This window comes from Pseudoxanthomonas kaohsiungensis (assembly GCF_010211765.1).
Taxonomy (GTDB): domain Bacteria; phylum Pseudomonadota; class Gammaproteobacteria; order Xanthomonadales; family Xanthomonadaceae; genus Pseudoxanthomonas; species Pseudoxanthomonas kaohsiungensis.
The window spans coordinates 21,316-47,193 of sequence record NZ_PDWO01000008.1 but is presented as its reverse complement, the minus strand read 5'-3'; the positions used below and the strand labels follow the sequence as shown (position 1 = coordinate 47,193).

The window sequence follows — 25,878 nt, the reverse complement described above, 5'->3', positions numbered from 1 at the left end:
CCTGAAGGATGTTCCTAGGGTCAGCCGGCAGAAAGGGGCTGCAACCAGGCTTTTTCCCGCAAGGCCTCCAGCCACGCACGCCCGGTTGCGGTCCCCGCCTCCAGCCCGGCCTCGCGCCCGGTTCCGGCCTGGGCCAGGTCGATCCGCAGGTCGGGCGCCGGCAGCGCCTGGCCGCCGCGCTCGGGCCATTCGACGAGCCAGAGGGTCGCCTCGTCGCCGTCCAGGCCGAGGAAGTCCAGCTCGGCGGCATTGCCGATCCGGTACAGGTCGAGGTGCCAGGCCTCGCCGCCCGGTATCGGATAACGCTCGACCAGGGTGTAAGTGGGACTGCGGATCGGCCCCTGCACGCCGAGTTCGCGCAACAGCGCGCGCGCCAGCGTGGATTTGCCCGCGCCGAGCTCGCCGCGCAGGTGGACCACCGCCCGGGCCGGCCGCGTGCCGGCGAGCGCGCGGCCCAGGGCCTCGGTGGCCTGGCTGTCAGCGAGCGGGATCGACATCGGTGTCCTCCGGGTTGGCATGGCGACGCAGCCAGGGCAGCAGGTCGGAGGGCAGCATTCCGCGCTGCCCGCCGTCGGCGGCCGCGGCATCCCCGGCGAGCGCATGCAGCAACGCGCCGGCACGGGCCGCATCGAAGGCAGCGAGCCCCTGCGCCCGCAGCGCCGCGATCGTACCGGTGAGCAGGTCGCCCATGCCGCCGGTGGCCATGCCGGGATTGCCCGCCGCCAGCACGCAAGGCAACTGCGCCGGTGCGGCGACGATGGTGCCGGCGCCCTTGAGCACGACGGTGCAGCGGTAACGTTCGACCAGTGCGCGCGCCGCGGCGAGGCGATCGCGCTGCACGGTCGCGACATCGGTGCCGAGCAGGCGCGCGGCTTCACCGGGATGCGGGGTCAGGATCGCGTCGTCGAGCGCGCGGGGCGTCGCCGCCAGCAGGTTGAGCGCGTCGGCGTCGAGCACCTGCGGCGCGGCGCTCGCCAGCACGCGGGCGAACAACGCCCTCCCCCACTCTCCCTGCCCCAGGCCCGGCCCGCAGGCGATGACGGCGGCGGTTTCGAGCATCGCCGCGAACTCGCCGGTTCCTTCCACGCCGCGCACCATCGCTTCCGGGCGCCGGGCCAGCAGCGCGGCCACGTGCACTTCCCGCGTGGCGACCCGGACCAGCCCGGCGCCTGCCCGCAACGCCGCTTCGGCGCACAGCATGATCGCGCCGCCGCCGCCGTGGTCGCCGCCCACGCACAGCACGCGTCCCGATTCGCCCTTGTGCGTGTCGCGGTGGCGCGGCCGCAGCCAGCGGCGCAGCGTGGCGCCGTGCAGTTGGCGTGCGCACGGCGCGGCCACGTTGGCGTACGCGGCGGCATCGATCTCCAGCGTGTCGAGCAGCAGTTCTCCCGCGTGGTCGAGCGCCGTGCCGGTTTGCAGGCCGGCATGGGCGACGATGAACTGCAGCGTGCATCGCGCGTGCACCGCCCTGCCTGGCGCGCTGCCGCGATCGGCATCGACGCCGCTGGGCACATCCAGGGCGAACACCGGCGCCGGCGCTGCGTCCAGTGCCTCGATCAGCGCGGCCGCGTCGGCGCGGGGTGCTTCGTGCAGGCCTATGCCGAAGAGCGCGTCCACCAGCATGTCGGCATCGTCCAGGGACGTGGGAAAGAGGTCGACCCGGCCGCCGGCGGCGACGTAGTCGGTGCAGGCGCGTTGCGCCAGCGCGGCGCGCGGCCCGCCGCCGGGCGGGTGCACCACGCGCACGCGGCGCCCGGACTGCAGCGCGAGCCGTGCCAGCACATAGCCATCGCCGCCATTGTTACCGCTGCCGCAGGCGACCGTGATCCGCTGCGCCTGCGGCCAGCGCTGCAGCAGCACGCGCCATGCCGCCCGGCCGGCGCGCTGCATCAGCGCGTAGCCGTCGCCGCCCAGCGCCGCGGTGGCGAGGCGGTCGATCTCGCGCGCGGCGGCCGAGTCGTACAGGGCAGGCATGTCGTGCATCGGGGCGATTCTAGCCGCGCCGCGCCTGGCGCAGGCGCCGGCGCGCGCCATCCCTATAATTCCGCCATGGATCCCGTCCCGCCTCCTCCGGTGCCCGTGGGCGCCGGCGCCGATCCGGCAACGATCGCCCGGCGCGTGCGCGAGCTGGCCGCCGGGCTCGGCTTCCAGCGCTGCGGCATCGCCGGGATCGAGCTGGGCGCGGACGAGGCGCACCTGCGCGACTGGCTGTCCGAGGGCCTGTACGGGACGATGGACTGGATGGCCGCGCACGGGCAGAAGCGCTCGCGGCCGCACGAGCTGGTCCCGGGCACGCTGCGCGTGATCTCGGTGGGCCTGGACTACGGCCGTCGCGACGACGAGGAAGCATGGGAAACGCTGGCCGACGGCGCGCGTGCCTACGTCGCCCGCTATGCGCTGGGGCGCGACTACCACAAGCTCATGCGCAACCGCCTGCAGAAGCTGGCCATGCGCGTGCAGCAGGAGATCGGTCCGTTCGGCCATCGCGTGTTCGTCGACTCGGCGCCGGTGCTGGAACGCGCGCTGGGCCGCAACGCTGGCCTGGGCTGGATCGGCAAGCACACCTGCCTGATCGACCGCGATGGCGGTTCCTGGTTCTTCCTGGGCGAGATCTACGTGGACCTGCCGCTGCCGGTCGACGAACCGGCCAGCGCCCACTGCGGCACCTGCACGCGCTGCATCGACATCTGCCCCACGCAGGCGATCGTGGCCCCCTACCGGCTCGACGCACGCCGCTGCATCGCCTACCTGACCATCGAGCACGAGGGCCCGATCCCGCAAGAACTGCGCCCGGCGATCGGCAACCGCATCTTCGGCTGCGACGACTGCCAGCTTGTCTGCCCCTGGAACAAGTTCGCCAGGCGCTCCGACGAGCCCGACTTCCGCGCGCGCAACGACCTGGATACCGCATCGCTGCCGCAGCTGTTCGCGTGGGACGAGGACGAGTTCCTGCGCCGCACCGAGGGCAGCCCGATACGCCGCAGCGGCCACGAGCGCTGGCTGCGCAACCTGGCCGTGGCGCTGGGCAACGCGCCTTCCACGCCGGAAGTGTTGGCCGCGCTGGAATCGCGCCGCGACGACCCCTCGCCACTGGTGCGCGAGCACGTCGCCTGGGCGCGGGCGCGGCATGGCGTGTCTGGCTGAGCGAAAGGCCAGCGACGTCCAGAGTCAAAGGCGATCGCTTCGGGGGGAGTCCGCCGTTGCCATGGGGTATGGCCCACCCTTCGGGACGACATCCTGTCTTTACGAAGGGCCGTGGCACATCCATGTGCCACTTGGGCCATACCCCATGGCAACGACGGCCTTCGGGCTCATCGAGCGCCTGTGCCTTCGTAACGCAGCAGAAGCGAGGGCCATGAGCCGAAGCTCCCACCGCCCAGCGAGCGCGCAACCCGCTGGTCGACATGTAGTTCTCCGGCCCGTGCCTCTTCAAGCGCAGCACGAGGCGCCCGCCAATTCCCTGGAGGAAGCCAATCGAAGGCACAAACCCGGACGCACCCGAAGGCCGCCTTCGCATGGGGGCAGGGTCCGAGTGGCACATGGATGTGCCACGACCCTTCGTAAAGACAGGATGTCGTCCCGAAGGGGCGGACCCTGCCCCCATGTGAAGGCGGACTCCTCCCGAAGCCGACGCCACGCGCCTTTGCGGTTGCGGTTGCGGTTGCGGTTGCGGTTGCGGTTGCGGTTGCGGTTGCGGTTGCGGTTGCGGTTGCGGTTGCGGTCGCGGTTGCGGTCGGCGATTCCCCCGCCAGCGCACACCCGCACCCCGCCCGCGCTATCCTGTCCCGCCGCCCCGCGCGTCCCGATGCCCGAGCAGAATCCCGTCCTGACCCCCAGCCAGCTCAACACGCTGGCGCGCGACCTGCTGGAGAGCGCGTTCCCGCTGGTCTGGGTCGAAGGCGAGCTTGGCAACATCACCCGCCCGGGTTCCGGGCACCTGTACTTCACCCTGAAGGATGCGCGCGCACAGGTGCGCTGCGCGATGTTCAAGCCCAAGAGCCAATGGTTGAAGTTCGTGCCGCGCGAAGGGCTGAAGGTGCTCGGCCGGGGCCGGCTCACCCTGTATGAAGCGCGCGGCGACTACCAGCTGGTGCTGGACCACATGGAGGAAGCCGGCGAAGGCGCCCTGCGCCGCGCCTTCGATGCGCTGAAGGCCCGGCTAGAGGCCGAGGGCCTGTTCGATGCCGCGCGCAAGCGCCCGCTGCCGGCGTGGGTACGCCGCCTGGCGGTGATCACCTCGCCCACCGGTGCGGCCGTACGCGACGTGCTCAGCGTGCTGTCGCGCCGCTTCCCGCTGCTGGAAGTGGACGTCCTGCCCAGCCTGGTCCAGGGCGAGACCGCCGCGGCGCAGATCACCGACCTGCTGCGCCGCGCCGGCAACAGCGGCCGTTACGATGCGGTGCTGCTGGCGCGCGGTGGCGGCTCGCTGGAAGACCTGTGGGCGTTCAACGACGAACGCCTGGTGCGCGCGATCGCCGCCTCGCCGGTGCCGGTGGTCTCCGCGGTGGGGCACGAAACCGACTTCACCCTGGCCGACTTCGCCGCCGACGTACGCGCACCCACGCCCTCGGTGGCGGCCGAACTGCTCGTGCCCGAACAGCGCGACCTGCAGGCACGCCTTGCCGCGATCGCCGCGCGCCTGCTCTCGCTGCAACGCCAGCGGTTGCGCCAGGCAATGCAACGCGCCGACCGCGCGGAGCTGCGCCTGCAGGCGCAGTCGCCACAGGCCAGGCTGCGCCTGCTGCGGCAGCGCCACGGCGACCTGCTGCGCAGGCTGCATGCCGCGTGGCGCGAGCGCCAGCAGCAGCGTGGCGCGCGCCTGCGCCACGGCGAGGCGGTGCTGCGCGCGCACCATCCCGGGCGACGGCTCGCGCTGCTGCAGGCCCGCCTGCAACGGCTCCGGGCGCGCCCGCAGGCGGCCATCGCCCGCACCCTGCAACGCGACACGCTGAAGCTGCGGGCGCTGGCCCGCTCGCTGGAGGCCTGCAGCCCGCTGGCCACGGTCGCGCGCGGTTACGCGATCCTGGCCCGCGAGGACGACGGCCGCCTGGTCCGGTTGGTGGCGCAGGCCGCTCCCGGCGACCGCCTGCAGGCGCGCCTGGCCGACGGCGTGCTGGCACTGACGGTCGATGCGGCGAAACCCGGGCCGCCGGAACCGGCTCCGTAACCGCCGCACCCTTCGAACGGTAGCGGACCGGCGGGCGCGCGTTTCCAGCTGATCGCTCGATTGCCCCTGGGCGGCCGGCGGCCGGCGCACGATGCGTAATCCGGCGGTCATCCCGGCGTAACGGCGCCTGCATCCGCGCGACGGAGGATGGGCAAAACCCGGAGCCGTCCCGCATGCGCTACGCCGTCGTCACCGAAACCTGGCCGCCGGAGATCAACGGCGTCGCCTTGACCGTGCAGGCCCTGGCCCATGGCCTGCTCGTGCGCGGCCACGCCGTGGAGGTGGTGCGCCCCCGGCAACCCGGCGACCACGACGACCCGGCCGGCGAACGCTCCGACGGCGCCCTGGCGACCCTGCTGATGCGCGGCGCCGCGCTGCCGCGCTATCCCGGCCTGCGCTTCGGGCTGCCGGCGATGCGCACGCTGGGCCAGCATTGGCGGCAGGCGCGGCCGGATGCGGTGTACGTGGCCACCGAGGGCCCGCTGGGGTGGTCGGCGGCGCGCGCCGCCGCCCGCCTGGGCATCCCGGTGGCAACCGGCCTGCACACGCGCTTCGACCAGTACATGCGCGACTACGGGATGCCCTGGCTGGAAGGCACCGCGCTGGCCTGGATGCGGCGCTTCCACAACCGCGCCGACGCCACCCTGGTGCCGACCCTGGAGCTGGGCCGGTTCCTGCGTGCGCACGGCTTCGAGCGCGTGGTCCGGCTGGCGCGCGCGGTCGACACTGCGCAGCTGTCCCCGGAACGGCGCGACGACGCGCTGCGCGCGAGGTGGGGCGCGGGTCCGGATACGCCCATTGCGATCCATGTCGGCCGGATCGCGCCGGAGAAGAACCTGGCCCTGGCGGTGCGCGCATTCCGCGCGATCGGCCGGCAACGCCCGGACGCCCGCTTCGTCTGGGTCGGCGACGGTCCGGCACGCGACGCGCTGGCCCGCGAGAACCCCGACTTCATCTTCTGCGGCGTGCAGCGCGGCGCCGAACTGGCGCGGCATTTCGCCAGCGGCGACCTGTTCCTGTTCCCCAGCCTGAGCGAGACGTTCGGCAACGTCACCCTCGAATCGATGGCCAGCGGGCTGGCCACGGTGGCGTTCGACACCGGCGCGGCGCGCGAACACCTGCAGCACCAGGTCCACGGTGCGCTCGTCGCGGACGAATCCGGCTTCATCGACGAAGCGGTGCGACTCGCCGGCGACCACGACCGCCTGCGCGCCATGGGTCGCGCCGCGCGCGCCGCGGTGCTTAAGCTGCGCCCCGAGCAGGTGGCGGCCGAGTTCGACGCATTGCTGGCAGGGCTGGCCCGGCAAGGAGACCGCGATGCCGCACTCGCCGCCTGACCGACTCCCCGCGCTGGCGCCTTCGCGCCGCCGTGCCGCGCGCCTGCGCGCCCGCGACCGCGGCTGGTGCGTGCGCGCCAACCGCTGGGGGGCGCGTGGCGCGGTACGGCGCTACTTCGCCACGGTCAGCCGGCTCGGTGACGGCGTGTTCTGGTACTCGCTGATGGCGATGCTGGTCGTCGTCGATGGCATGGCCGGCCTCGCCGCCTCGACGCACCTGGCCGCGACCGGCGTGGTGGCGCTGACCCTGTACCGGCACCTCAAGCGCTGGACGCGAAGGCCGCGCCCGTTCGCCGCCGATGGCCGCATCCAGGCCTGGATCGCGCCCCTGGACGAGTTCAGCTTCCCGTCGGGGCACACGTTGCACGCGGTGGCGTTCACCATCGTCGCGCTGGGTTACTACCCGTGGCTGGCGGCGCTGCTGATCCCCTTCACCGCCTCGGTCGCGGTCTCGCGGGTGGTGCTGGGCCTGCACTATCCCAGCGACGTGCTCGCCGCCACGGCGATCGGCTCGGCGCTGGCCGGCGTCTCGCTCGCGCTCGGCACACTGCTGTCGTAGGAGCCCATCCTCATGGGCGACCGCGCCGTCGGACCCATGAGTACGTCGCCTGTACCGACGGCGTCGGGTCGCCCATGAGGATGGGCTCCTACAACGGCTCGAAACCCTCCACGCGCGCCCGTACCAGCGACGGTGCGTGCTGCCCGGACCAGTCGCGGTCGTTGGCGACCTGGGCGCGCCCGCGCGTGGCTTCGAGCAGACCGAAATCGAGTTCGGCGATGGCCCAGGCCTCGTCGCCGCGCGTCCGCGCGAGGATGCCGTCGTCGGGAAAGCCCGCATCCATCGGCGCGTACACGGTGGCCTCGCCCGTGTTCTCGTCCAGGGCCGGACTCCAGGGTGCACGGCCGGCCGTCACCGCCTGGACGACGAAGATCCGGTTCTCCAGCGCGCGCGCCAGGCAGCCGACCTGGACCCGGGTGGCGCCGGCGGCGGTGTCGGTGCAACTGGGCACCAGCAGCAACCGCGCCCCCGCTTCGTATTGCGCGCGCACCGGCAGCGGGAACTCGCTGTCGTAGCAGACGGAGATCCCGCAGCGGACGCCGTCGATCTCCGCCACTTTCAGCGCGTCACCGCCCTCGATCACGCCGGCCGCCTTCTCGAAGCCGGTCAACTGCAGCTTGTCCTGCCACAGGTGGCCGCCCCCGGGCGCGAACAGGTCGCTGCGGTTGCGATAGCGGCCCCCGGCCTGCGCGAGCAGGAAACTTCCGGCGACCACGTACATGCCGGTGTCGCGCGCGATGCCGGCGAACAGCTCGAGCCAGTCACCGCGCAGGGACTGGATGGCGGCCAGCGAGGCCCGAAGGTCGGCATGGACCGCCGGCGGGAACAGCGCCGCCAGCTCCAGCGACAGGTATTCCGGCAACACGGCCGCGCGCGCTCCCAGGCTGGCCGCCTCGCCGAGCAGGCGCCGCTGCTTGTCCGCGAACTCTGCGAAGTCGGCGGGGCGTCCGACCGGATACTTGCATGCCGCGACTTTCATGCCGCCTCCTCCTTCCAGTCGCGCAGCCAGAACGTGAGCGCGTGCTCGACCTCGCCGCGCGCGGCTTCGTTCCAGGCCAGGCGCATCGCCATGCCCGGCTGCCGGACATAGCCGCGCTTGCGCCAGAACGCGTCGTTGCCACGGTGGCCCGCGGGCCGCCGCGGGTCGTCGTCCGCGCGGTCGACCGCGCAGAACGCGGTCCAGCGGAACCGCCCCAGCGCGCGCGCATGCGTCTCGCGCCGGTCGAAGAACGCGTGGCCGAGGCCGCGTCCGCGATAGGCCGGCAGCAGCACCGATTCGCCGAAGTAGAACACCTGCACCACCGGCATGCCTGCTGCGCGGAACGGTGCCGAGAACGCCTCGCCATCGTCGGCCAGCGGCAGGCCGGTGGACGCGCCGACCACGCGACCTGCGTCCAGCGCCAGCACGAACACGCTGTCGGGCGAATGCGCGTAGGCCGCCAGGTAGTCGCGCTCGTAGGCGACATCGCCCTCGTAGAGATAGGGCCAGTCGCGGAACACCGCGAGGCGCAGACGGGCCACGTCGTCCAGCCACGGCGCGATGTCCGCACCGCGGTAGAGGCGTACTTCAGGAGTCGCAGGCATGCGCGGATTCTATCCGTCGACGCGGTTGCGGCGTCGCGTCGAGCCTGTACGGAGCGTGCGCCCCCCTGCACATTCAGCGTATGCCGCGTTCTGCACGGGACCCGTGGCCGGCGGCACCGGCACCGCCGCCAGGCGTTCGACGGTGTCGCCCGTGCCGATGGTGGCGTGTCGCGGGCAAGCCCGCCCTCCTGCGGCCGATCAGCGCGCAGGCGCCAGCCTGCCGAGCGCCGCCGCCATCTCCCACGACTTCAACCCCCGCGGCCCAAGATGGTGCGCGAGCACCGATCGCAACGGCAGGCGCAGGCTGGCCAGGTCGGCGGCTTCCGGCCGCTGGTCCAGCGCCAGCGCCAGCAGCGCACGCCCGGTCGCGGCCGCGCTGCGCTCGCCCTGCCCGCGATCGGTGAGCAGGCGCCTCGGGCCGTGCTCGGGATCGAGCCGGTAGCGCGCGGCCGGATCGATCGCATCGCCGTCGCCATCGCAATGCAGCTCGAAGCCCACGCCGAGCGCATCGAGCAGGTCGCGCTCGAAGCGGCGCAGCGCCCATGCCAGCGGCTCGCCGCCGCGCAGGCGCTCGCGGGTGCGCGCGTAGGCGGCGCTCAGGCCCGGCAGCGGGTCCTGCCGCGGCGCCAGGCGCAGCACCAGCTCGTTGAGGTAGAAGGCGGCCAGCAGCGCGTCGCCGGCCAGCACCGGTGCGGCATCGAGCGATTCGGCCGCGCGCAGTTGCGCCAGTTCGCCGGCGAGCACCGCGTCGAAGCGGATGTGCTGCAGCGGCTGCAACGCCGCGCGCAGCACCTGCCGCTTCGGCGAATGCACGCCACGCGCGACCAGGCCGATGCGGCCGTGGCCGTCGCCCAGCACTTCCACCAGCAGGCTGGTCTCGCGCCACGGCCGCGCGTGCAGGACGAAGCCGGTTTCGCCTTCGATCCGCATCCGGGCTCCGGAAGGCGCGCCGCGCCTCAGTTGTCGCCGTAGCCGAAGGCCTTCAGCGCGGCTTCGTCGTCGGACCAGCCTTCGCGCACGCGGACCCAGGTCTCCAGGAACACCTTGCGGCCGAACAGACGCTCCATGTGCTGGCGCGCCTTGCTGCCGATCTCGCGCAGGCGCGCGCCGCCCTTGCCGATCACGATCGGCTTCTGGCCTTCGCGCTCGACCCACACGACCGCGCCGATCCGCAGCAGCTCGCCGTCCTCGGCGAAGCGCTCGATCTCCACCGTGGTCGCGTACGGCAGCTCGTCGCCGAGCTGGCGCATCAGCTGCTCGCGGACCAGCTCGCCGGCCAGGAAGCGCTGGCTGCGGTCGGTGATCTCATCCTCCGCGTACACCGGCGGTGCCTCGGGGACCAGCTTGAGCAGGTCGGCGACCAGCGCCTCCAGGCCCTTGCGCTTGAGCGCCGAGACCGGATGGATCGCGGCGAAGTCGCGGCCGGCGCTGACCTGGGCCAGGAACGGCAGCAGCGCGCTCTTGTCCTTGAGCCGGTCGACCTTGTTCACCGCCAGCACCACCGGGATGCCGCCGTCGCGCAGGACGTTGAACACCAGGGTGTCCTCCTCGTCCCAGCGCCCGGCCTCGACCACCATCAGCGCCGCATCGACGTCCTCGACCGCGCCGCGCGCGGCCCGGTTCATCACCCGGCTCATCGCCGACGCCTTGAACCGGCCCTCGCCGCGGTGCAGCCCCGGCGTGTCGACCAGCAGCAGCTGGCCGCCCTCGACCGTGGCGATGCCCAGCAGCCGGTGCCGGGTCGTCTGCGGCCGGTTGGAAACGATGCTGACCTTGGCCCCGACCAGTGCGTTGACCAGGGTGGACTTGCCGACGTTGGGCCGGCCGATCACCGCGACGCTGCCGCAGCGGTGGGAATCTTGGATGGGTTCGGAGTTCACGTGATGACCGCTTATGGCTGCCGGGGCGAGGGCTCCAGCCGTTCCAGCACTGCCGCTGCCGCCGCCTGTTCGGCCAGCCGGCGCGAGGTGCCCTGTCCCTCGGCGATGACCGCGGGCTCGCTCAGGGTACACCGTGAGAGGAAGACCTTGGCATGGTCCTCGCCGCTCTCGGAGACCAGTTCATACGCCGGCAAGGGCTTCTGCCGCGCCTGCAGCCATTCCTGCAGCCGGGTCTTGGCGTCCTTTTCGGGCTTGCCGACCGGCAGCGCGGCCAGGGCCGGCTCGAACCACGGCACCACCACGCGCCGGCAGGCTTCGTACCCGGCGTCCAGGTAGATCGCCGCGACCACCGCCTCGAGCGCGTCGGCCAGGATCGAATCGCGCCGGAAGCCCCCGGACTTGAGCTCGCCCGGGCCCAGGGTCAGGCGCTCGCCGAGCTCGAGGCGGCGGGCGATGGCCGCCAGGGAAGCCTCGCGCACCAGTTCGGCCCGGGCGCGGGTCAACACGCCTTCATCGGCCCCCGGCCAGCGCTGGTACAGGGCCTCGGCGGCGAGCAGGTTGACCACCCCGTCACCGAGGAATTCCAGCCGCTCGTTGTGCGGCGTGCCGGCGCTGCGATGGGTCAGCGCCTGCGCCAGCAGCGACGGATCGGCGAAGCCATGGCCGATCCGGTCGCGCAATACCGTGCGGTCAGTCCCCACCACCACGCCGGGTGAGTTCCTGGGTGCTGTCGAAGCGGCCGACCACGTCCAGGTTGCCGACCAGCGGCCGGCGGACCTCGTAGTTCACCCGCATCTTCCAGCCGCCGTCGGTGCGCTCGAACTTCACGTTCTGCGGCTTCACGTTCTCGGAGTAGTTGATGTACAGGCGGCGGAAGAACAGGTCCTGGATCTTCGCCGGGTCCATGTCGGCCACGCCCGGCTCGTTGGCCAGGCCCTTCATCGCCGAACGTACCGAGTAGTACTCCTGGTACATCGGGAACAGCTTCATGCCGACGTAGGCGGCGAAGCCCACCACCGCCAGCACCACCAGGAACCCCAACAGGCTCAGACCGCCTTGCTTGCGCTTCATTGCCATTCCCCTTGAATTCGGCTGCTTGAATCCGGATGCACGGACGGATGGCAGTTGTATGCCAATCCCGCTCCGCGTTACTTGATCGGCGTCCCGATCCGCGAAGGATCGAAACTCCCCCTGCAGAACCACCCCTCGCAGTTCAGCCAGATCAGGAACGCCCTGCCCCGCAGGTTCTCCTCGGGCAGGAAGTGGGTCTGGGCCCAGAACCGGCTGTCTTCGCTATTATCACGATTGTCGCCCATTACGAAATAGTGGCCGGCCGGGACCGTCCACTCGCCCTGGCCGGCCGGGTTGGCCCGGTCCAGCCACTCCAGCACCTTGTGCTCGCGCCCGGGCAGCTTCTCCAGCAGCAGGGAAGCGCCGGTCATCTCCGCGCCACGGCCCTGGCCGATGAACTCGCCCAGCTTCTCGTACTGCACCGCCTCGCCGTTGATGTACAGGGTGTCGCCGTGGAAGCCGATCCGGTCGCCCGGCAGGCCGACCACGCGCTTGATCCAGTTCTGGTCCGGCGCATGCGGCGGCTTGAACACGACCACGTCGCCCCGCACCGGCTCGCCCAGGGCGACGAACTTGTGGTTGTTCACCGGCAGGCGCAGGCCGTAGGCGAACTTGTTGACCAGGATGAAGTCGCCGATCAGCAGGTTGGGCATCATCGAGCTGGACGGGATCTTGTACGGCTCGGCGACGAAGCTGCGCAGCACCAGCACCACCGCCAGCACCGGGAAGAAGGCGCGCGAGTAGTCGACGACCATCGGCTCCTCGGCCAGCAGGCCGTCCCTCTCGGCACGGCGCCTGGCGAAGAACAGGCGGTCCAGCAGCCAGATCAGGCCGGTGGCGAAGGTCAGCACGACCAGGCCGAGCTCAAACCATTTCATTCGTAGTCCTTGGCGACGGGAACGGGAACACGGTAACAACCAGCGACGGAAGCGGCGGCTGCGCGCGGGACGGCGCCCGCGCCGGACTCACTTGCTGTCCACCTGCAGCACGGCGAGGAAGGCCTCCTGCGGGATCTCCACCCGCCCGACCTGCTTCATCCGCTTCTTGCCTTCCTTCTGCTTCTCCAGCAGCTTCTTCTTGCGCGAGATGTCGCCGCCGTAGCACTTGGCCAGCACGTTCTTGCGCAGCGCCTTGACCGTGGTGCGCGCGATGACCTGCGAACCGATCGCCGCCTGGATGGCCACGTCGAACTGCTGGCGCGGGATCAGCTCCTTCATCTTCTCGGTCAGCTCGCGGCCCCGCCGGTCGGCGTGGGTGCGGTGCACGATGATCGACAGCGCGTCGACGCGGTCGCCGTTGATCAGCGTGTCCACGCGCACGAACGGGCCGGCCTCGAAGCGCAGGAAGTGGTAGTCCAGCGAGGCGTAGCCGCGGCTGACCGACTTGAGCTTGTCGAAGAAGTCGAGCACCACCTCGGCCATCGGCAGCTCGTAGCTGATCTGCACCTGGCTGGCCATGTAGGTGATCCCCACCTGCACGCCGCGCTTGTCCTCGCACAGCTTGATGATCGCGCCGATGTAGGCCTCGGGCGTGAGGATGTTGGCGCGGATGATCGGCTCGCGGACCTCGTCGATCAGGTTGGCCTGCGGCAGCTTGGCCGGGTTGTCCAGCGGCATCACCGTGCCGTCGGTCTTCAGCACTTCGTAGACCACGGTCGGCGCGGTGCTGATCAGGTCCAGGTCGTATTCGCGCTCCAGGCGCTCCTGCACGATCTCCATGTGCAGCATGCCGAGGAAGCCGCAGCGGAAGCCGAAGCCCATCGCCTCCGAGCTCTCCGGCTCGAAGCGCAGCGCCGCGTCGTTCAGGCGCAGCTTGTCCAGCGCCTCGCGCAGGTCCGGGTAGTCCTCGGCATTGACCGGGAACAGGCCGGCGAACACGCGCGGCTGCATCTCCTGGAAGCCGGGCAGCGGCTTCGGCGCCGGGTCGCCGGCCAGGGTCAGGGTGTCGCCGACCGGGGCGCCGTGCACGTCCTTGATCGAGGCGGTGATCCAGCCGACCTCGCCGGCGCGCAGCGCGGGGAGTTCCTTGCGCTTGGGGGTGAACACGCCGACCTTGTCGACCTCGTGCGTGCGCCCGGTCGACATCACCAGGATCTTGCTCTTGGCCTTGATCTCGCCCTGCATCACGCGCACCAGCGAGACCACGCCCAGGTAGTTGTCGAACCACGAGTCGATGATCAGCGCCTGCAGCTTGTCGGTGTCGCGCGGCACCGGTGGCGGGATGCGGTGGACGATGGCCTCCAGCACCTGGTCCACGTTCAGGCCGGTCTTGGCGCTGACCGCGACCGCGTCGTCGGCGTCGATGCCGATCACCGCCTCGATCTCGGCCTTGGCCTTGTCGACGTCGGCGGTAGGCAGGTCGATCTTGTTCAGCACCGGCACCACTTCCAGGCCCTGCTCCACCGCGGTGTAGCAGTTGGCGACCGATTGCGCCTCCACGCCCTGGGCGGCGTCGACCACCAGCAGCGCGCCTTCGCACGCGGCCAGCGAGCGGCTGACCTCGTAGGAGAAGTCGACGTGCCCGGGCGTGTCGATGAAGTTCAGGAAATAGGTGTTGCCGTCCTTGGCCTTGTACGGCAGCGAGACGGACTGGGCCTTGATGGTGATGCCGCGTTCGCGCTCGATCGGATTGGAATCGAGCACCTGGGCTTCCATCTCGCGCGCCTCGAGGCCACCGCACAGCTGGATGATGCGGTCGGCCAGGGTCGACTTGCCGTGGTCGACATGGGCGATGATGGAAAAATTGCGGATGAACCGCATCGAATCGGAAGACATGGGGGAGCGGCGGTCTCGGCCGTCGTCGGATAACGGCGGATTATCGCACGCCGGGGCCGGTTGCAGGCCCGGCCTGCCCGCCGCCGGGCGCGCCACGGCGGTGGAGGCGCCGCACCAGCGCCCCCACCGTCATCGCGATGCCTCAGGAGGCGACGGTCAGGGCGACGAAGCTGGTCTGGCCCGAGGGGCTGCGGACCAGCAGCATCACCGCATCGCCGGCACCGACCCCGCGCAGCTGCCGCTCCAGTTCGGCGACGCTGCCGACCGGGGTGCGGCCGACCCGCAGGATCGCCATGCCCGGCTGCAGCCCGGCCTCGCGCGCCTCTGCGCTGTCCACCGCGGTGATGCGCACGCCCTCGCCCGCCTCCAGGCCCAGCTGGTCGCGCGACCGCGCATCCAGTTCGGCCACGCGCAGGCCCAGCTGCGACACCGCCGAGGCCGTGGCGGCCGGAGCGCCGCCGTCGTCAGCCACGTTCGCCACGCGCTGTGCGTCGCTGGGCAGCTCGCCCAGGGTGACGGTCAGCTCGCGCGGCTTGCCGTCGCGGACCACGCCGACCTTGGCCCGGGTGCCCGGCGGCAGCATGCCGACCATCGGCGGCAGGTCGGAACTGGTGGCGACCGGACGGCCGTTGACCGAGACGATCACGTCGCCGACCTCGATCCCGCCCTTCTCCGCTGCGCTGCCCGGCTCGACGCTGTTGACCAGTGCGCCGTCGTTGCTGGCCAGGCCCATCGCCCGCGCCTGCCCGGACTGGATGCCCTGGATCTGCACGCCGAGCATGCCGCGGCTGACCTTGCCGTTCTTCTTGATCTGGTCGACCGCGCCCATCGCCAAATCCATCGGGATGGCGAAGCTCACGCCCATGTAGCCGCCGGAGTTGCTCAGGATCTGCGAGTTGATCCCGACCACCTCGCCGGAGGTGTTGAGCAGCGGGCCGCCGGAGTTGCCGCGGTTGATCGCCACGTCGGTCTGGATGAAGGGGACGTACTGCTGGCCCGGGCCGCCGGTGCGACCGATCGCGCTGACGATGCCGGCAGTCACCGACTGGTCCAGGCCCAGCGGCGAACCGATCGCCACCACCCACTGGCCGGGCTTGATCGCCGACGAGTGGCCCTGGCGCAGCGTCGGCAGGCCCTTGCCGTCGACCTTGAGCAGGGCCACGTCGTAGGTCTCGTCGCTGCCGACCAGCTTGGCGGTGAACTCGCGGCGGTCCGACAGGCGCACGGTGATGCTGTCGGCGCCATCGACCACGTGGTGGTTGGTCAGGATGTAGCCGTCATTGGAAATGATGAAGCCCGAGCCGACCGAGCGGCCCGAAGGCGCGTCCGGCCCCGGACGACCCGGCTGGCCGGGCATGCCCGGGAAATCCGGGCCGAAGAAGCGGCGGAAGATTTCCGGCAGCTCCTCGTCGCCGGGCATGCCGCCGCGACCGGCATAGCGGGCCGGAACCCGCGCCTCGATGTTCACCACCGCCGGGCCGACCTGCTCGACCAGGCGGGTGAAATCGGGCAGGCCGGTGACCAGCGGCGCGGACGGTGCCGCAGGCGTGGCGGCCGGCGCGGCCTGGGCCACGGGCGACGGGCTGGCCTCGGGCGCGCGGGCGCAGGCGGCCAGCGGCGCGGTCAGCACCAGGGCGGCAAGGAGACTGGGACGGACACGGGAATTCATCGGGATCAGACCTTCAGGGCAGTGGAAGTTCGGCCACGGTCATCCGGGCCGCGTAACGCGGAAACAGGGTGAGCAGCAGGCGCGACGCTCGCGCGGCGGGCACCGGCCCGGGCAGTCGGGCCGCTCAGCGCCCGCCACCTTCATCCGGCGGCGCCGGCAGGGCGTCCGGATCGGTGGCTTCGGGCGCGGCCGGTGGCGCCGGCAGGCGCGGCTCGAATGGATAGAACGCACGCGCCGAACCGGATTCCTCGAAGCTGGCGGTATAGCCCGAGCTGGCCCCGGGCATCGCCGCGCGCGGCCACGGCCGGGCCTGCAGCGGTGCGGAGGACGCGAACGGATCGCTGGGCAGCAGCGGTGCGGCAGCTACCGCATCCGGTGCCGCCTGGATCTCCGGCACCGGTGCCGCCCCGGTCGACTGTGCCGGGCGGTTCGGCCGCACCTCGGCCACCGCGGCGACCATCGGGCCCACCGGTTCACGCTGCACGCGCGGCGCCACGGCCGGGCGCGGCGTCGATCGCACAGGGTCGGCAACGACCGGGCTGCGTGCCGGCGCGACCTCCGCCAGCACCGCTTCGGTGGAAGGCAGGGCCTGCACCGCCAACGCGGGCGCGGCGACCGGCGCCTGTTCGGGCGCACCGGGACGCCCGACCAGCATCGCCACCGCCGCGACCGAGGCCGCCAGCGCCGCACCCCCGCCCCAGCGGGCGATGGCGAACCGACGGCCGCCACCGGCGGCAGCCTGCACGGACGCATCGGGGGAGGCCGCGATCGCCGCGGCCACCCGTGCACCCAGGTCCGGGTCGGCGGCACGGGTGACCTGCCCGCGCAACACGTCGCCGTACAGCTGCCAGCGCTCGAAGCTGCCGGACAGCTCGCTGTCGTGCTCCAGCCGGCGCAGCAGGAAGCGCGCCTCGTCGGGCGAGAGCTCGCCATCGACCAGCGCCGACAGCTGCTGGCGGGCGTGGAGTTCAAGCTTGTCGATGGCAGGGCGTGGATCTTGGCTCATGGGCGGTTTCGCTCGCGGGTAGCACTTTGGACATCAAGCAACGGTCGAAGTTCGAGGTCGATGGCCTCGCGCGCCCGGAAGATGCGCGAGCGCACCGTTCCGATCGGGCAATCCATCTTCTGCGCGATCTCGTCGTAGCTCAGGCCCTCCACCTCGCGCAGGGTGATGGCGGTCCGCAGTTCCTCCGGCAGCGCGTCCACCGCCTTCATCACGGTCCGCTCCAGCTCCTCGCGCATGGCTTCGCGCTCGGGCGTGTCGTTGTCGCGCAGGCGCGCGCCGGTCTCGTACTGCTCGGCGTCGCTGGCGTCGATGTCGTCCGTGGGCGGACGGCGGTTGTGGGCGACCAGGTGGTTCTTGGCGGTGTTCACGGCAATGCGGTGCAACCAGGTATAGAACTGGGCGTCGCCGCGGAAATTCCCCAGCGCGCGGTAGGCGCGCATGAAGGTCTCCTGGGCCACGTCCTGGCATTCGCTCCAGTCCGCGATGTAGCGGCCGATCAGCCCGGTGATCCGGTGCTGGTACTTGCGCACCAGCAGGTCGAATGCGGCGCTGTCGCCACGCTGCGCGCGGCGGACCAGTTCGAGGTCCAGCTCCTGGGTCGGATCCTTCGGCGTTCCTTCGGCCATGCCGGGCCACACTCCTGTCGTCCCGGCGTTCCGGGCCTTGTGACCGCCGTGGCCGGAAAAAGTTCAGCGGCCGGCGGAAGCCGCTGTCCGGATGGGCCGGACGGGGGCGTCGTGCCCGTCCGCGCGCCGCGCCGCGCCACCCGCAGGCGCTTCATGCGTGACCTTAACCGCGCGCCCAGTATGGTCGGGCACGCCGCCGTCCGCGATGGGCCGGATCCCGGATCGGGATTTGACGCCGCCGAAACAACCTCGGGATGATAGCGGCCTACTCCATACACAACCGGATGGTCAGGCCATGCTCCCAGGCTTCGATGGACTGCGATTCAGCCACTGGCAAGCCGCGCAGCGCGACGACGGCGTGGTGGTGCTGTCGCTGGACCGGCAGGACGCGCCGGTCAATGCGCTCTCGCAGGACGTGCTGATCGAGCTGGACGACATCCTCGAGCGGCTGGCGATCGACCCGCCCAAGGGCGTGGTGTTCCGCTCGGCCAAGCCCTCCGGCTTCATCGCCGGTGCCGACCTGAAGGAGTTCCAGGACTTCGACCGCAAGGGCACGGTCAACGACGCCATCCGCCGAGGCCAGGTCGTGTTCCAGAAGGTCGCCGAGCTGCCCTGCCCGACGGTGGCGGCGATCCACGGCTTCTGCATGGGCGGCGGCACCGAGCTGTCGCTGGCCTGCGACTACCGGGTGGCCAGCAACGACCCGTCCACCCGGATCGGCCTGCCCGAGGTCAAGCTGGGCATCTTCCCCGGCTGGGGCGGCAGCGCCCGCCTGCCGCGCCTGGTCGGTGCGCCGGCGGCGATGGACATGATGCTGACCGGACGCACGCTGTCGGCCCCGGCCGCACGCGGCATCGGCCTGGTCGACAAGGTGGTCGAACCGGCGCTGCTGGAGGACTCGGCGGCGGCGCTGGCGCTGAAAGGCACGCAGCGGACGTTCAAGCAGCGCTTCATGGGCTGGGCGACCAACAGCTGGCTGGCGCGGAAGATCCTCGCCCCGCAGATGGCCAAGCAGGTCGCGCGCAAGGCCAAGAAGGACCAGTATCCGGCGCCTTACGCGCTGATCGGCGTGTGGGAGCGCGCCGGCGGCAGCGGCATCCAGGCCCGGCTCGATGCCGAGCGCAAGGCCGTGGTGAAGCTGGCCGGCACGCCGACCGCGCGCAACCTGATCCGCATCTTCTTCCTGACCGAGCGGCTCAAGGGCCTGGGCGGAAAGGACCATGGCATCCGCCACGTGCACGTGGTCGGCGCCGGGGTGATGGGTGGCGACATCGCCGCCTGGTCGGCCTACAAGGGCTTCGAGGTCACCCTGCAGGACCGCGAGCAGCGGTTCATCGACGGCGCGCTGGGCCGCGCGCAGGAACTGTTCGCCAAGCGGGTGAAGGACGACGCCAGGCGCCCGGCCGTGGCCGCGCGCCTGAAGGGCGACCTGGCCGGCGCCGGCGTGGCCGAGGCCGACCTGGTGATCGAGGCGATCATCGAGAACCCGGAAGCCAAGCGCGACCTGTACCACGTGCTCGAGCCGCGGATGAAGGACGACGCGCTGCTCACCAGCAACACTTCCTCGATCCCGCTGGACGAACTGCGCGAGCACATCGCCCGCCCGGACCGCTTCGCCGGCCTGCACTACTTCAACCCGGTGGCGCAGATGCCGCTGGTGGAGATCGTCCAGCACGACCGCCTCGATCCGGCGGTGGTCAAACGCCTGGCGGCGTTCTGCAAGGCGCTGGACAAGTTCCCGGTGCCGGTCGCCGGCACGCCGGGGTTCCTGGTCAACCGCGTGCTGTTCCCGTACATGCTCGAGGCGGCCACCGCCTATGCCGAGGGCATCCCCGGCGTGGTGATCGACAGGACCGCGGTGAAGTTCGGCATGCCGATGGGCCCGATCGAACTGATCGACACCGTCGGCCTGGACGTGGCCCAGGGCGTGGGCGCGGAGCTGTCGCCGTTCCTCGGCCTGCAGGTACCTGCGGCGCTGGCTTCGGTCGAGCCGGGCAAGCGCGGCAAGAAGGACGGCCAGGGCCTCTACAAGTGGGAGCAGAACGAGAAGGGCAGCAAGCCGGTGAAGCCCGAGGCGCCGGCCGGCTACCAGGCACCGTCGGACCTGGAGGACCGCCTGATCCTGCCGTTGCTCAACGAGGCGGTGGCATGCCTGCACGATGGCGTGGTCGCCGATGCCGACCTGCTCGATGCCGGGGTGATCTTCGGCACCGGCTTCGCCCCGTTCCGTGGCGGCCCCATCCAGCACATCCGCGCCACCGGCGCCGATGCGCTGGTGGAGCGGCTGCTGGCGTTGCAGGCACGCCACGGTGACCGCTTCGCGCCGCGCCCCGGCTGGGACAATCCGCTGCTGCGGCAACCGGTGGAGTAGCCGACGTTCCGCGTAGAGCGGGGCTTGCCCCGCTGCCTTTTCTCCGCCACGCCTGGGCAGCGGGGCAAGCCCCGCTCTACTCGACGCCGGCCTCGGCCAGCATCCGCTGCAGGAAGGCGACCTGCGCATCGCGCCGGTCGGGGCCGTCGTAGCGACGCACCACCCACCACTCATGCGCGGTGGTCGATTCCCCGGGCGCCAGGGTCGCGTACGGGGCGTGCACTTCCAGCTCGAGCACGCCGGTGTCGGCCATGCCCGGGCGCCAGTCCAGGTAGAGCTCGACCTGGCCCTGGTCCGGATGGATCCGCGCCAGCGGCTCGAGCTCGAAATGGATCAGGAAGGCCTGGCCGGCATTGAACCCGGCGATCCAGCCGGCGCGCGGCTGGATGAAGACCTTGCCACGCCGACCCTGGCGGCCATCCGAGGGCGGCAGCAGCTCCAGCGAGAACAGGCCGTCGGCGGCGCTGCTGACCAGTCCATCGAAACCGTCGCCGGTATCCGAGCGCACGCGCACGCCGCCGCCATCGGCGGCGACCGGCACGAACACCCGCGTTTCCGGCGCGACGCGCGTGTTGAACCAGATATCGCGCGACACCGGCTGCTTGCGCACGTTGCGCATCTCCACCGCCAGCTCGGCGGTATCGGGGCGGTCCGGCGCGATCGAGAAGGACTGCTGCAGGCGCACGCCACTGACCGGGCTGGCGGCGCCTTCCAGCACCAGCCGGGCGTCCTCGTGCGCGATCACCTTCGCCGGCGCATGTGCCAGCCACGGATCCGGCGGCCATTGCGCGGCCGCCTTGCGACGCGCCGGATTGACGGCCTGGTCGGTCCACCATCCGGACTGCGGACCGACCCAGACCTCGTGCCCCAGGTAGGGAATGTTCTCGCCGGCGGCGCTCACCTTCGGATCCGGTTGCGACGCCACCGCTTCGCCGGTCCGCAGGAGGTTCGGGGCCCCGGGCAGCGAGAAGTGCAGCACGCGTCCGCCCAGGCGCGGCGATATCTCCATCTGCAGCTTCGGGCTTTCCAGCCGCACCACGCCCGGCGACGCACCGGTTTCGTCCGCGTGGGCAGGGGACGCGCCGGCGGCCGCCGCGAGCAGGACCACGGCCAAGCGCAACATGGGTCGCATCGCACTCTCCCGCTCTGCTCCGTCGGGGTCACGCCGGCGCGCGCCGGCGTTCACATCGTCTGGGTCGGCTTGTCGGCGTTGAGCGTGCCGGCCAGCAGGGTCTCGATCCGGTTCTTGACCGCCTCGCCCTCGGCACCTTCGGGGAACTGCACGCCGATGCCGGCGGTGCGGTTGCCCTGGGCGCCGGCAGGCGTCACCCAGACCACCTTGCCGGCGATCGGCAGGCGGTCGCTGGAGTCGGGCAGGGTCAGCAGCAGGAACACCTCGTCGCCGAGGAAGTAGCGCTTGGGCGTGGGCACGAAGATGCCGCCATGCCGGATGTAGGGCATGTAGGCGTTGTACAGCGCGGCCTTGTCCTTCACCGCCAGCGACAGGATGCCCTGGCGCCCACTTGCAGCACTCATCGATTGTCCCCTTTGCCCGCCTGCTGGCGCGACGCGTCGCGCCAGGCCAGCAGCAGGTCAGCCATCACCAGGTCGGCGCGTACCGTGCTCCGCAGCAGTTCGCGGGCACGGTTGGCGTCGTCGAACCAGGCCGCCAGCTTGTTCAATCGGTCCGGATCGGTCAAGCCGGCCGGGCTCCGGGCCCGCTCCAGCACATGCTCGGCGGCATGCCGGAGGCGCTCGACCGCGAGTTCGTCGCTACTCCAGCGCAGCGCGGTCTCCAGCGGGTCGGCGCGCCCGGCCTCCACTGCGGCCAGGTCCGCGGCGATCCCGCGCCGCAGCGCCAGGCCATCGCCCCCAAGCCACTCGGCGGCCAGGCCCGGATGGCCACCGGCGGCGTCCAGCGCCTCGGCGGCGGCCTGGGCGTCATGCCCCTGTCCGCGCAGCCAGGCCAGCGCCTCGTCGCGCGGCGGCAGGCGGAACTCCAGGCGCTGGCAGCGGCTGCGGATGGTTGCCGGCAGTCGCGCCGGGCGCGCGCTGACCAGCCACAGGTAGCGCGCCGGCGCCGGCTCCTCGAGGGTCTTGAGCAGCGCGTTGCAGGCTGCGGTGTTGAGCGCGTCGGCGGGGTCGACCACGGCGACCTGGGCGACCCCGTATTGGGGCGTCAGCGCCAGCTGCTGGCCAAGTTCGCGGATCTGGTCGATCACGATCTCGGTGCGCAGGCGCGTGCCTTCCTTGTTGGGCACGAACGACACCACGTGCAGGTCCGGATGCGTGCCTGCGGCGATCAGCGCCCGGGTGCGCGCCTGCGCACTGGCGTCTGCGCCGGCGGACAGGATGTGCGCGGCGAGGCGGTCGGCGACCGCACGCTTGCCCAGGCCGGCCGGGCCGCACAGCAGCAGCGCGTGGCCCAGGCGGCCGGCGGCCAGCGACGCCAGCGCCTGGTCATGGGCGCGCTGCTGCCAGGGGGCCATCGACGTGCTCACCGCGGCGGCGACTCCAGCCATTGCTCGACCGCCGCTGCGACCGCCAGGCCCACCTCGCGCGGCGGCAGCGCGGCGTCGATCACCCGGAAACGCGCCGGCTCGGCGGCGGCGCGGCGACGGAACCCGGCACGCACGCGCTCGAAGAAGTCGTCCTGCTCGCTCTCGATCCGGTCCGGCCACAGGTCGCGGCCACTGGTGCGCGCGCGTCCCTCGCGCACGTCCAGGTCCAGCAGCAGCGTCAGCCCCGGACGCAGGCCGACCGCACGCCGCTCCAGCGCCGCGATCCAGGCCGGGTCCAGGCCGCGGCCATCGCCCTGGTAGGCGTAGCTGGAATCGGTGAAGCGGTCGCTGACCACGAACGCGCCGCGCTGCAGCGCCGGCCGCACCACCTGGCGCACGTGCTGGGCGCGCGCGGCGAATGCCAGCAGCAGTTCGGCCTCGGCGCACAGCGGCTCGTCCTCGTCGCCCTCGCCGCGCAGCGACTGCCGGTTGTCGAGCATCAGCGCGCGGATCTTCTCCGCCAGCGGCGTGCCGCCGGGCTCTCGGGTCAGCACGACTTCATGGCCCCGCTGCAACAGGACGTCGCGGATCGAGGCGATCGCGGTGCTCTTGCCCGCGCCCTCCCCGCCTTCGAGGCTGATGAAGCGCGGGTGGGTCAGGATCGCCTCGGTCATGGCGACTCCGTGGACGCCGGCGCGTCGCGCTTGCCGGCATCGGCCTTCGGCGCCGGACCGGCACTTTCGGGTGCGGCCGCACCCGTGTCGTTGCCGGCCTTGCCAGGCGATGGCGCCTTGTTGTCCGCCTTGCCAGGCGATGGCGCCCTGTTGTCCGCCTTGCCAGGCGATGGCGCCCCGTTGTCCGCCTTGCCAGGCGGACAGCGCCGCCGCTGGTAGCAGTCGACCGCGGCATTGTGTTCGGCGTAGGTGGCCGAGAAGACGTGGCTGCCGTCGTTGCGCGAGACGAAGTACAGCGCGTCGCCCGGCGCCGGATCGACCGCCGCCTGCAGCGCGGCGCGGCCGGGCATGGCGATCGGCGTGGGCGGCAGGCCCGGCCGGGTGTAGGTGTTGTAGGGCGTGTCGGTGGTGAGGTCGCGCTTGCGGATGTTGCCCGCGTAGGCACTGCCCATGCCGTAGATCACGGTCGGGTCGGTCTGCAGCAGCATGCCCTTCTGCAGCCGCCGCGAGAACACGCCGGCGATCTGCGGGCGCTCCTGCGCCTGGCCGGTCTCCTTCTCCACGATCGAGGCCAGCACCAGGGCCTCCTCGGCGGACTTCAGGGGCACGTCAGGCGCGCGCGACTCCCAGGCCTGCGCCAGTGCCTGTTCCATCGCCGCGTGCGCGCGGCGCAGGATGTCCAGGTCGCTGTCGCCGCGCTGGTACAGGTAGGTCTCCGGCAGGAAGCGGCCTTCCGGATGCTGGCCGGGATGCCCGAGCGCGGCCATCAGCGCCGCGTCGTCCATGTCGCCGGTCTCGTGCCGCAGCGGCTGCGCGGCGGCAAGGGCGGCGCGCAGCTGGCGGAAGTTCCAGCCTTCGACCAGGGTCACCCGGTACTGGAGGACGCGGCCATCGCGCATGCGCTGCAGCAGTTCGCGCGGGGTCAGCTCCGGCGCCAGCGCGTACTCGCCGACCTTGAGCCGGCCTGCGGCGTCCATCTGCCGTGCCAGCAGGCGCCATTCCAGGTCGTGGCCGGCGTCGATACCCGCTTCGCGCAGGCGGGCAAGCACGGTGGCGAAGCCATCGCCGCGTTCGATCCGCACGCTGTCGGCGGTGCCGGCGCTGGCGGCCGGTGCGTCGGCGAAGCGCTGGTAGTGCATCCAGCCCCACCCGGCCGCCGCGGCCACGGCGAGCAGCAGCAGGCACAGCAAACCCAGGCCCCAGCGCAGTGCGCGTCTACGTCCGCCAGCCACGTCCACCTCGTCGATCGTGTTGCCGTCCAGCATACCGCGCCGGCGCGGCGGGCTCGCAGGCGCTCATGCCGACGGGTCCAGCGCCCGCAGCAGGCCGCGCGCCTTGGCCCGGGTCTCGTCGAGCTCGCGCGCAGGTATCGAGTCGGCGACGATGCCTGCCCCGGTGCGGAACACGGCATCCCTGCCCTGCACCTCGGCGCTGCGGATGAGGATGTTGAGGTCGAGGTCGCCGTCGCGGCCGAGCCAGCCGATCGCACCGGTGTAGGCGCCGCGCGGCGTACGCTCGAGCTCGGCGATGATCTGCATGCAGCGCACCTTCGGGCAGCCGGTGATGGTCCCGCCGGGATACACCGCGGCGATCACATCGCCCGGCGTGGCGTCCTCGCGCAGGATCCCGCGCACGTTGCTGACGATGTGGTGGACGTGGGCGTAGCTCTCCACCGTCATCAGTTCGTCGACCTGGACACTGCCCGGTTCGCAGACCCGGCCCAGGTCGTTGCGTTCCAGGTCGATCAGCATCACGTGCTCGGCGCGCTCCTTCGGATGGCCGACCAGCTCGCGGATCCGCGCGGCATCGTCGTCGCCCTCGAAGCGCGGGCGGGTGCCGGCGATGGGCCGGGTCTCGACCACGCGCCCGCGCACCGAGACCAGCCGCTCCGGCGAGGAACTGGCCACCGCCCAGCCGTCGCCGGCGAACAGCCCGGCGAACGGGGCGGGGTTGGCCTGCCGCAGGCGGGCGTAGAGCGCAGCCGGGTCCAGCGGCGCGTCGAAGCGCGCCCGCCAGCCGCGCGACAGGTTCACCTGGAACACGTCGCCGGCGCGCAGGTATTCGAGGATCCGCTCGACGCCCTCGAGGAAGCGCCGGGGTTCGTCTTCCACGATCGACGCCGGCGGCTGCCAGCCCGGCAGCGGCGGCAGCGCGCGTGCGGCGGCGATGTCGCCGGCGATCGCGGGGAGCAGCGCCGCATGCGCGGGCTCGGCCACGGCGATGCATTCGCCGCTGGCGCGATCGCGCAGGATCGCGGCCGGGCAGCGCAACGCGAGCGCCAGCGGCCGGGGGCCGGCCGGTCGCATGGGCAGCGTCAGTACCGGCTCGACCTGCGCGGCCAGCTCGTAGTCCATCAGCAGCGCCCAGCCGCCGTGGAAGGGCCAGCGCGGCTCTTCCGCCACGGTACGCAGCGGGCGCCATGCCATGTCCAGCGCCTCCAGGAACGTGCCCGCCAACGCCTGCCCCGCCAGGTCACGGGTGACGCCGTCCGGATCCAGCCGCAGGCCGCTGCCGTCGCCGGCCAGCAGCAGGTCCCAGCGCCCCTGGACGGTGCCGGAAGCGACCGATTCGAGCAGCAGTGGATAGCGCGACGGGGCCTGCCGGTGCAGCGCCAGCAGGTCGGTGTCGGCAGGGAGCGGAAGGAAATGCAGCATGCAGG

The 25,878-nt window shown here is 71.9% G+C and carries 24 protein-coding genes; 5 read left to right on the top strand and 19 right to left on the bottom strand.

What is annotated here, in order from left to right:
* Positions 1-20: 20 nt before the first annotated feature.
* Entirely contained in the window at positions 21-497 is a 477-nt protein-coding gene (gene tsaE / locus CSC66_RS09970) for a tRNA (adenosine(37)-N6)-threonylcarbamoyltransferase complex ATPase subunit type 1 TsaE (protein ID WP_162377245.1), read from the bottom strand.
* Positions 478-1,983, bottom strand: coding sequence for an NAD(P)H-hydrate dehydratase (locus tag CSC66_RS09965; RefSeq protein ID WP_162377244.1), 1,506 nt, complete (start codon positions 1,981-1,983; stop codon positions 478-480). The genes tsaE and CSC66_RS09965 overlap by 20 nt, the downstream gene beginning before the upstream one ends.
* 66 nt (positions 1,984-2,049) lie before the next feature.
* On the opposite strand from CSC66_RS09965, the gene queG reads away from it, so the two are divergent.
* The 4 genes from queG (at position 2,050) to CSC66_RS09940 (ending at position 7,063) form a co-directional block, all read left to right on the top strand.
* Complete coding sequence (queG, locus tag CSC66_RS09960; RefSeq protein WP_162377243.1) at positions 2,050-3,144, top strand: tRNA epoxyqueuosine(34) reductase QueG; 1,095 nt, start codon at positions 2,050-2,052, stop codon at positions 3,142-3,144.
* A gap of 661 nt (positions 3,145-3,805) precedes the next feature.
* Positions 3,806-5,167 (top strand): exodeoxyribonuclease VII large subunit, encoded by a 1,362-nt coding sequence (gene xseA / locus CSC66_RS09950; RefSeq protein ID WP_162377242.1) that lies wholly within the window; start codon positions 3,806-3,808, stop codon positions 5,165-5,167.
* Between the two features lie 173 nt (positions 5,168-5,340).
* Positions 5,341-6,504: a glycosyltransferase family 4 protein gene (locus tag CSC66_RS09945; protein ID WP_162377241.1), complete on the top strand. Its 1,164-nt coding sequence runs from the start codon at positions 5,341-5,343 to the stop codon at positions 6,502-6,504.
* A complete protein-coding gene (locus tag CSC66_RS09940; protein WP_162377240.1) occupies positions 6,485-7,063 on the top strand; it encodes a phosphatase PAP2 family protein in 579 nt (192 codons plus the stop codon). The genes CSC66_RS09945 and CSC66_RS09940 overlap by 20 nt, the downstream gene beginning before the upstream one ends.
* 88 nt (positions 7,064-7,151) lie before the next feature.
* Here the strand turns inward: CSC66_RS09940 and CSC66_RS09935 are convergent, their stop codons facing one another.
* The 11 genes from CSC66_RS09935 to rpoE all read right to left on the bottom strand — a co-directional run bounded on the left by CSC66_RS09935 (position 7,152) and on the right by rpoE (position 17,673).
* Positions 7,152-8,042: a carbon-nitrogen hydrolase family protein gene (locus tag CSC66_RS09935; protein ID WP_162377239.1), complete on the bottom strand. Its 891-nt coding sequence runs from the start codon at positions 8,040-8,042 to the stop codon at positions 7,152-7,154.
* Positions 8,039-8,647: a GNAT family N-acetyltransferase gene (locus tag CSC66_RS09930; protein WP_162377238.1), complete on the bottom strand. Its 609-nt coding sequence runs from the start codon at positions 8,645-8,647 to the stop codon at positions 8,039-8,041. The genes CSC66_RS09935 and CSC66_RS09930 overlap by 4 nt, the downstream gene beginning before the upstream one ends.
* Positions 8,648-8,845: 198 nt before the next feature.
* Positions 8,846-9,577 (bottom strand): DNA repair protein RecO, encoded by a 732-nt coding sequence (gene recO, locus CSC66_RS09925; protein ID WP_162377237.1) that lies wholly within the window; start codon positions 9,575-9,577, stop codon positions 8,846-8,848.
* 26 nt (positions 9,578-9,603) lie between these two features.
* Entirely contained in the window at positions 9,604-10,512 is a 909-nt protein-coding gene (gene era / locus CSC66_RS09920) for a GTPase Era (protein WP_162377357.1), read from the bottom strand.
* 26 nt (positions 10,513-10,538) lie between these two features.
* Entirely contained in the window at positions 10,539-11,231 is a 693-nt protein-coding gene (rnc, locus tag CSC66_RS09915) for a ribonuclease III (RefSeq protein ID WP_162377356.1), read from the bottom strand.
* Positions 11,218-11,598, bottom strand: coding sequence for a DUF4845 domain-containing protein (locus tag CSC66_RS09910; RefSeq protein WP_162377236.1), 381 nt, complete (start codon positions 11,596-11,598; stop codon positions 11,218-11,220). Before CSC66_RS09910 ends, rnc begins: the two co-directional genes overlap by 14 nt.
* 77 nt (positions 11,599-11,675) lie before the next feature.
* Positions 11,676-12,476 carry a signal peptidase I gene (gene lepB / locus CSC66_RS09905; RefSeq protein WP_162377235.1) on the bottom strand — a complete coding sequence of 267 codons (801 nt, stop codon included), beginning with the start codon at positions 12,474-12,476 and terminating at the stop codon, positions 11,676-11,678.
* Positions 12,477-12,563: 87 nt separating this feature from the next.
* Complete coding sequence (gene lepA, locus CSC66_RS09900; RefSeq protein WP_162377355.1) at positions 12,564-14,357, bottom strand: translation elongation factor 4; 1,794 nt, start codon at positions 14,355-14,357, stop codon at positions 12,564-12,566.
* Between the two features lie 157 nt (positions 14,358-14,514).
* Complete coding sequence (locus tag CSC66_RS09895) at positions 14,515-16,041, bottom strand: DegQ family serine endoprotease (protein WP_162377234.1); 1,527 nt, start codon at positions 16,039-16,041, stop codon at positions 14,515-14,517.
* Positions 16,042-16,165: 124 nt separating this feature from the next.
* On the bottom strand, positions 16,166-17,047 hold the full coding sequence (locus CSC66_RS09890) for a sigma-E factor negative regulatory protein (RefSeq protein ID WP_162377233.1): 882 nt from the start codon (positions 17,045-17,047) through the stop codon (positions 16,166-16,168).
* A complete protein-coding gene (gene rpoE / locus CSC66_RS09885) occupies positions 17,044-17,673 on the bottom strand; it encodes an RNA polymerase sigma factor RpoE (RefSeq protein ID WP_162377232.1) in 630 nt (209 codons plus the stop codon). The genes CSC66_RS09890 and rpoE overlap by 4 nt, the downstream gene beginning before the upstream one ends.
* A gap of 295 nt (positions 17,674-17,968) precedes the next feature.
* Here rpoE and CSC66_RS09880 point away from each other — a divergent pair, with 295 nt between their 5' ends.
* Positions 17,969-20,044, top strand: coding sequence for a 3-hydroxyacyl-CoA dehydrogenase NAD-binding domain-containing protein (locus tag CSC66_RS09880; RefSeq protein ID WP_162377231.1), 2,076 nt, complete (start codon positions 17,969-17,971; stop codon positions 20,042-20,044).
* A gap of 76 nt (positions 20,045-20,120) precedes the next feature.
* Here CSC66_RS09880 and CSC66_RS09875 read toward each other — a convergent pair whose 3' ends face one another.
* From CSC66_RS09875 to CSC66_RS09850, 6 genes are read right to left on the bottom strand one after another with little or no spacing between them, the layout of a single operon-like run.
* Complete coding sequence (locus CSC66_RS09875) at positions 20,121-21,167, bottom strand: DUF4380 domain-containing protein (RefSeq protein WP_238394355.1); 1,047 nt, start codon at positions 21,165-21,167, stop codon at positions 20,121-20,123.
* Positions 21,168-21,226: 59 nt separating this feature from the next.
* Positions 21,227-21,580 carry a PilZ domain-containing protein gene (locus tag CSC66_RS09870; RefSeq protein ID WP_162377229.1) on the bottom strand — a complete coding sequence of 118 codons (354 nt, stop codon included), beginning with the start codon at positions 21,578-21,580 and terminating at the stop codon, positions 21,227-21,229.
* Positions 21,577-22,545 (bottom strand): DNA polymerase III subunit delta', encoded by a 969-nt coding sequence (locus CSC66_RS09865; RefSeq protein WP_202935624.1) that lies wholly within the window; start codon positions 22,543-22,545, stop codon positions 21,577-21,579. Before CSC66_RS09865 ends, CSC66_RS09870 begins: the two co-directional genes overlap by 4 nt.
* Positions 22,542-23,219, bottom strand: a complete 678-nt coding sequence (gene tmk, locus CSC66_RS09860) for a dTMP kinase (protein WP_162377228.1) — start codon at positions 23,217-23,219, stop codon at positions 22,542-22,544. The genes CSC66_RS09865 and tmk overlap by 4 nt, the downstream gene beginning before the upstream one ends.
* Complete coding sequence (gene mltG / locus CSC66_RS09855; RefSeq protein ID WP_238394354.1) at positions 23,216-24,484, bottom strand: endolytic transglycosylase MltG; 1,269 nt, start codon at positions 24,482-24,484, stop codon at positions 23,216-23,218. The genes tmk and mltG overlap by 4 nt, the downstream gene beginning before the upstream one ends.
* A gap of 30 nt (positions 24,485-24,514) precedes the next feature.
* Positions 24,515-25,873: an aminodeoxychorismate synthase component I gene (locus CSC66_RS09850; RefSeq protein ID WP_162377227.1), complete on the bottom strand. Its 1,359-nt coding sequence runs from the start codon at positions 25,871-25,873 to the stop codon at positions 24,515-24,517.
* Positions 25,874-25,878: the final 5 nt, after the last annotated feature.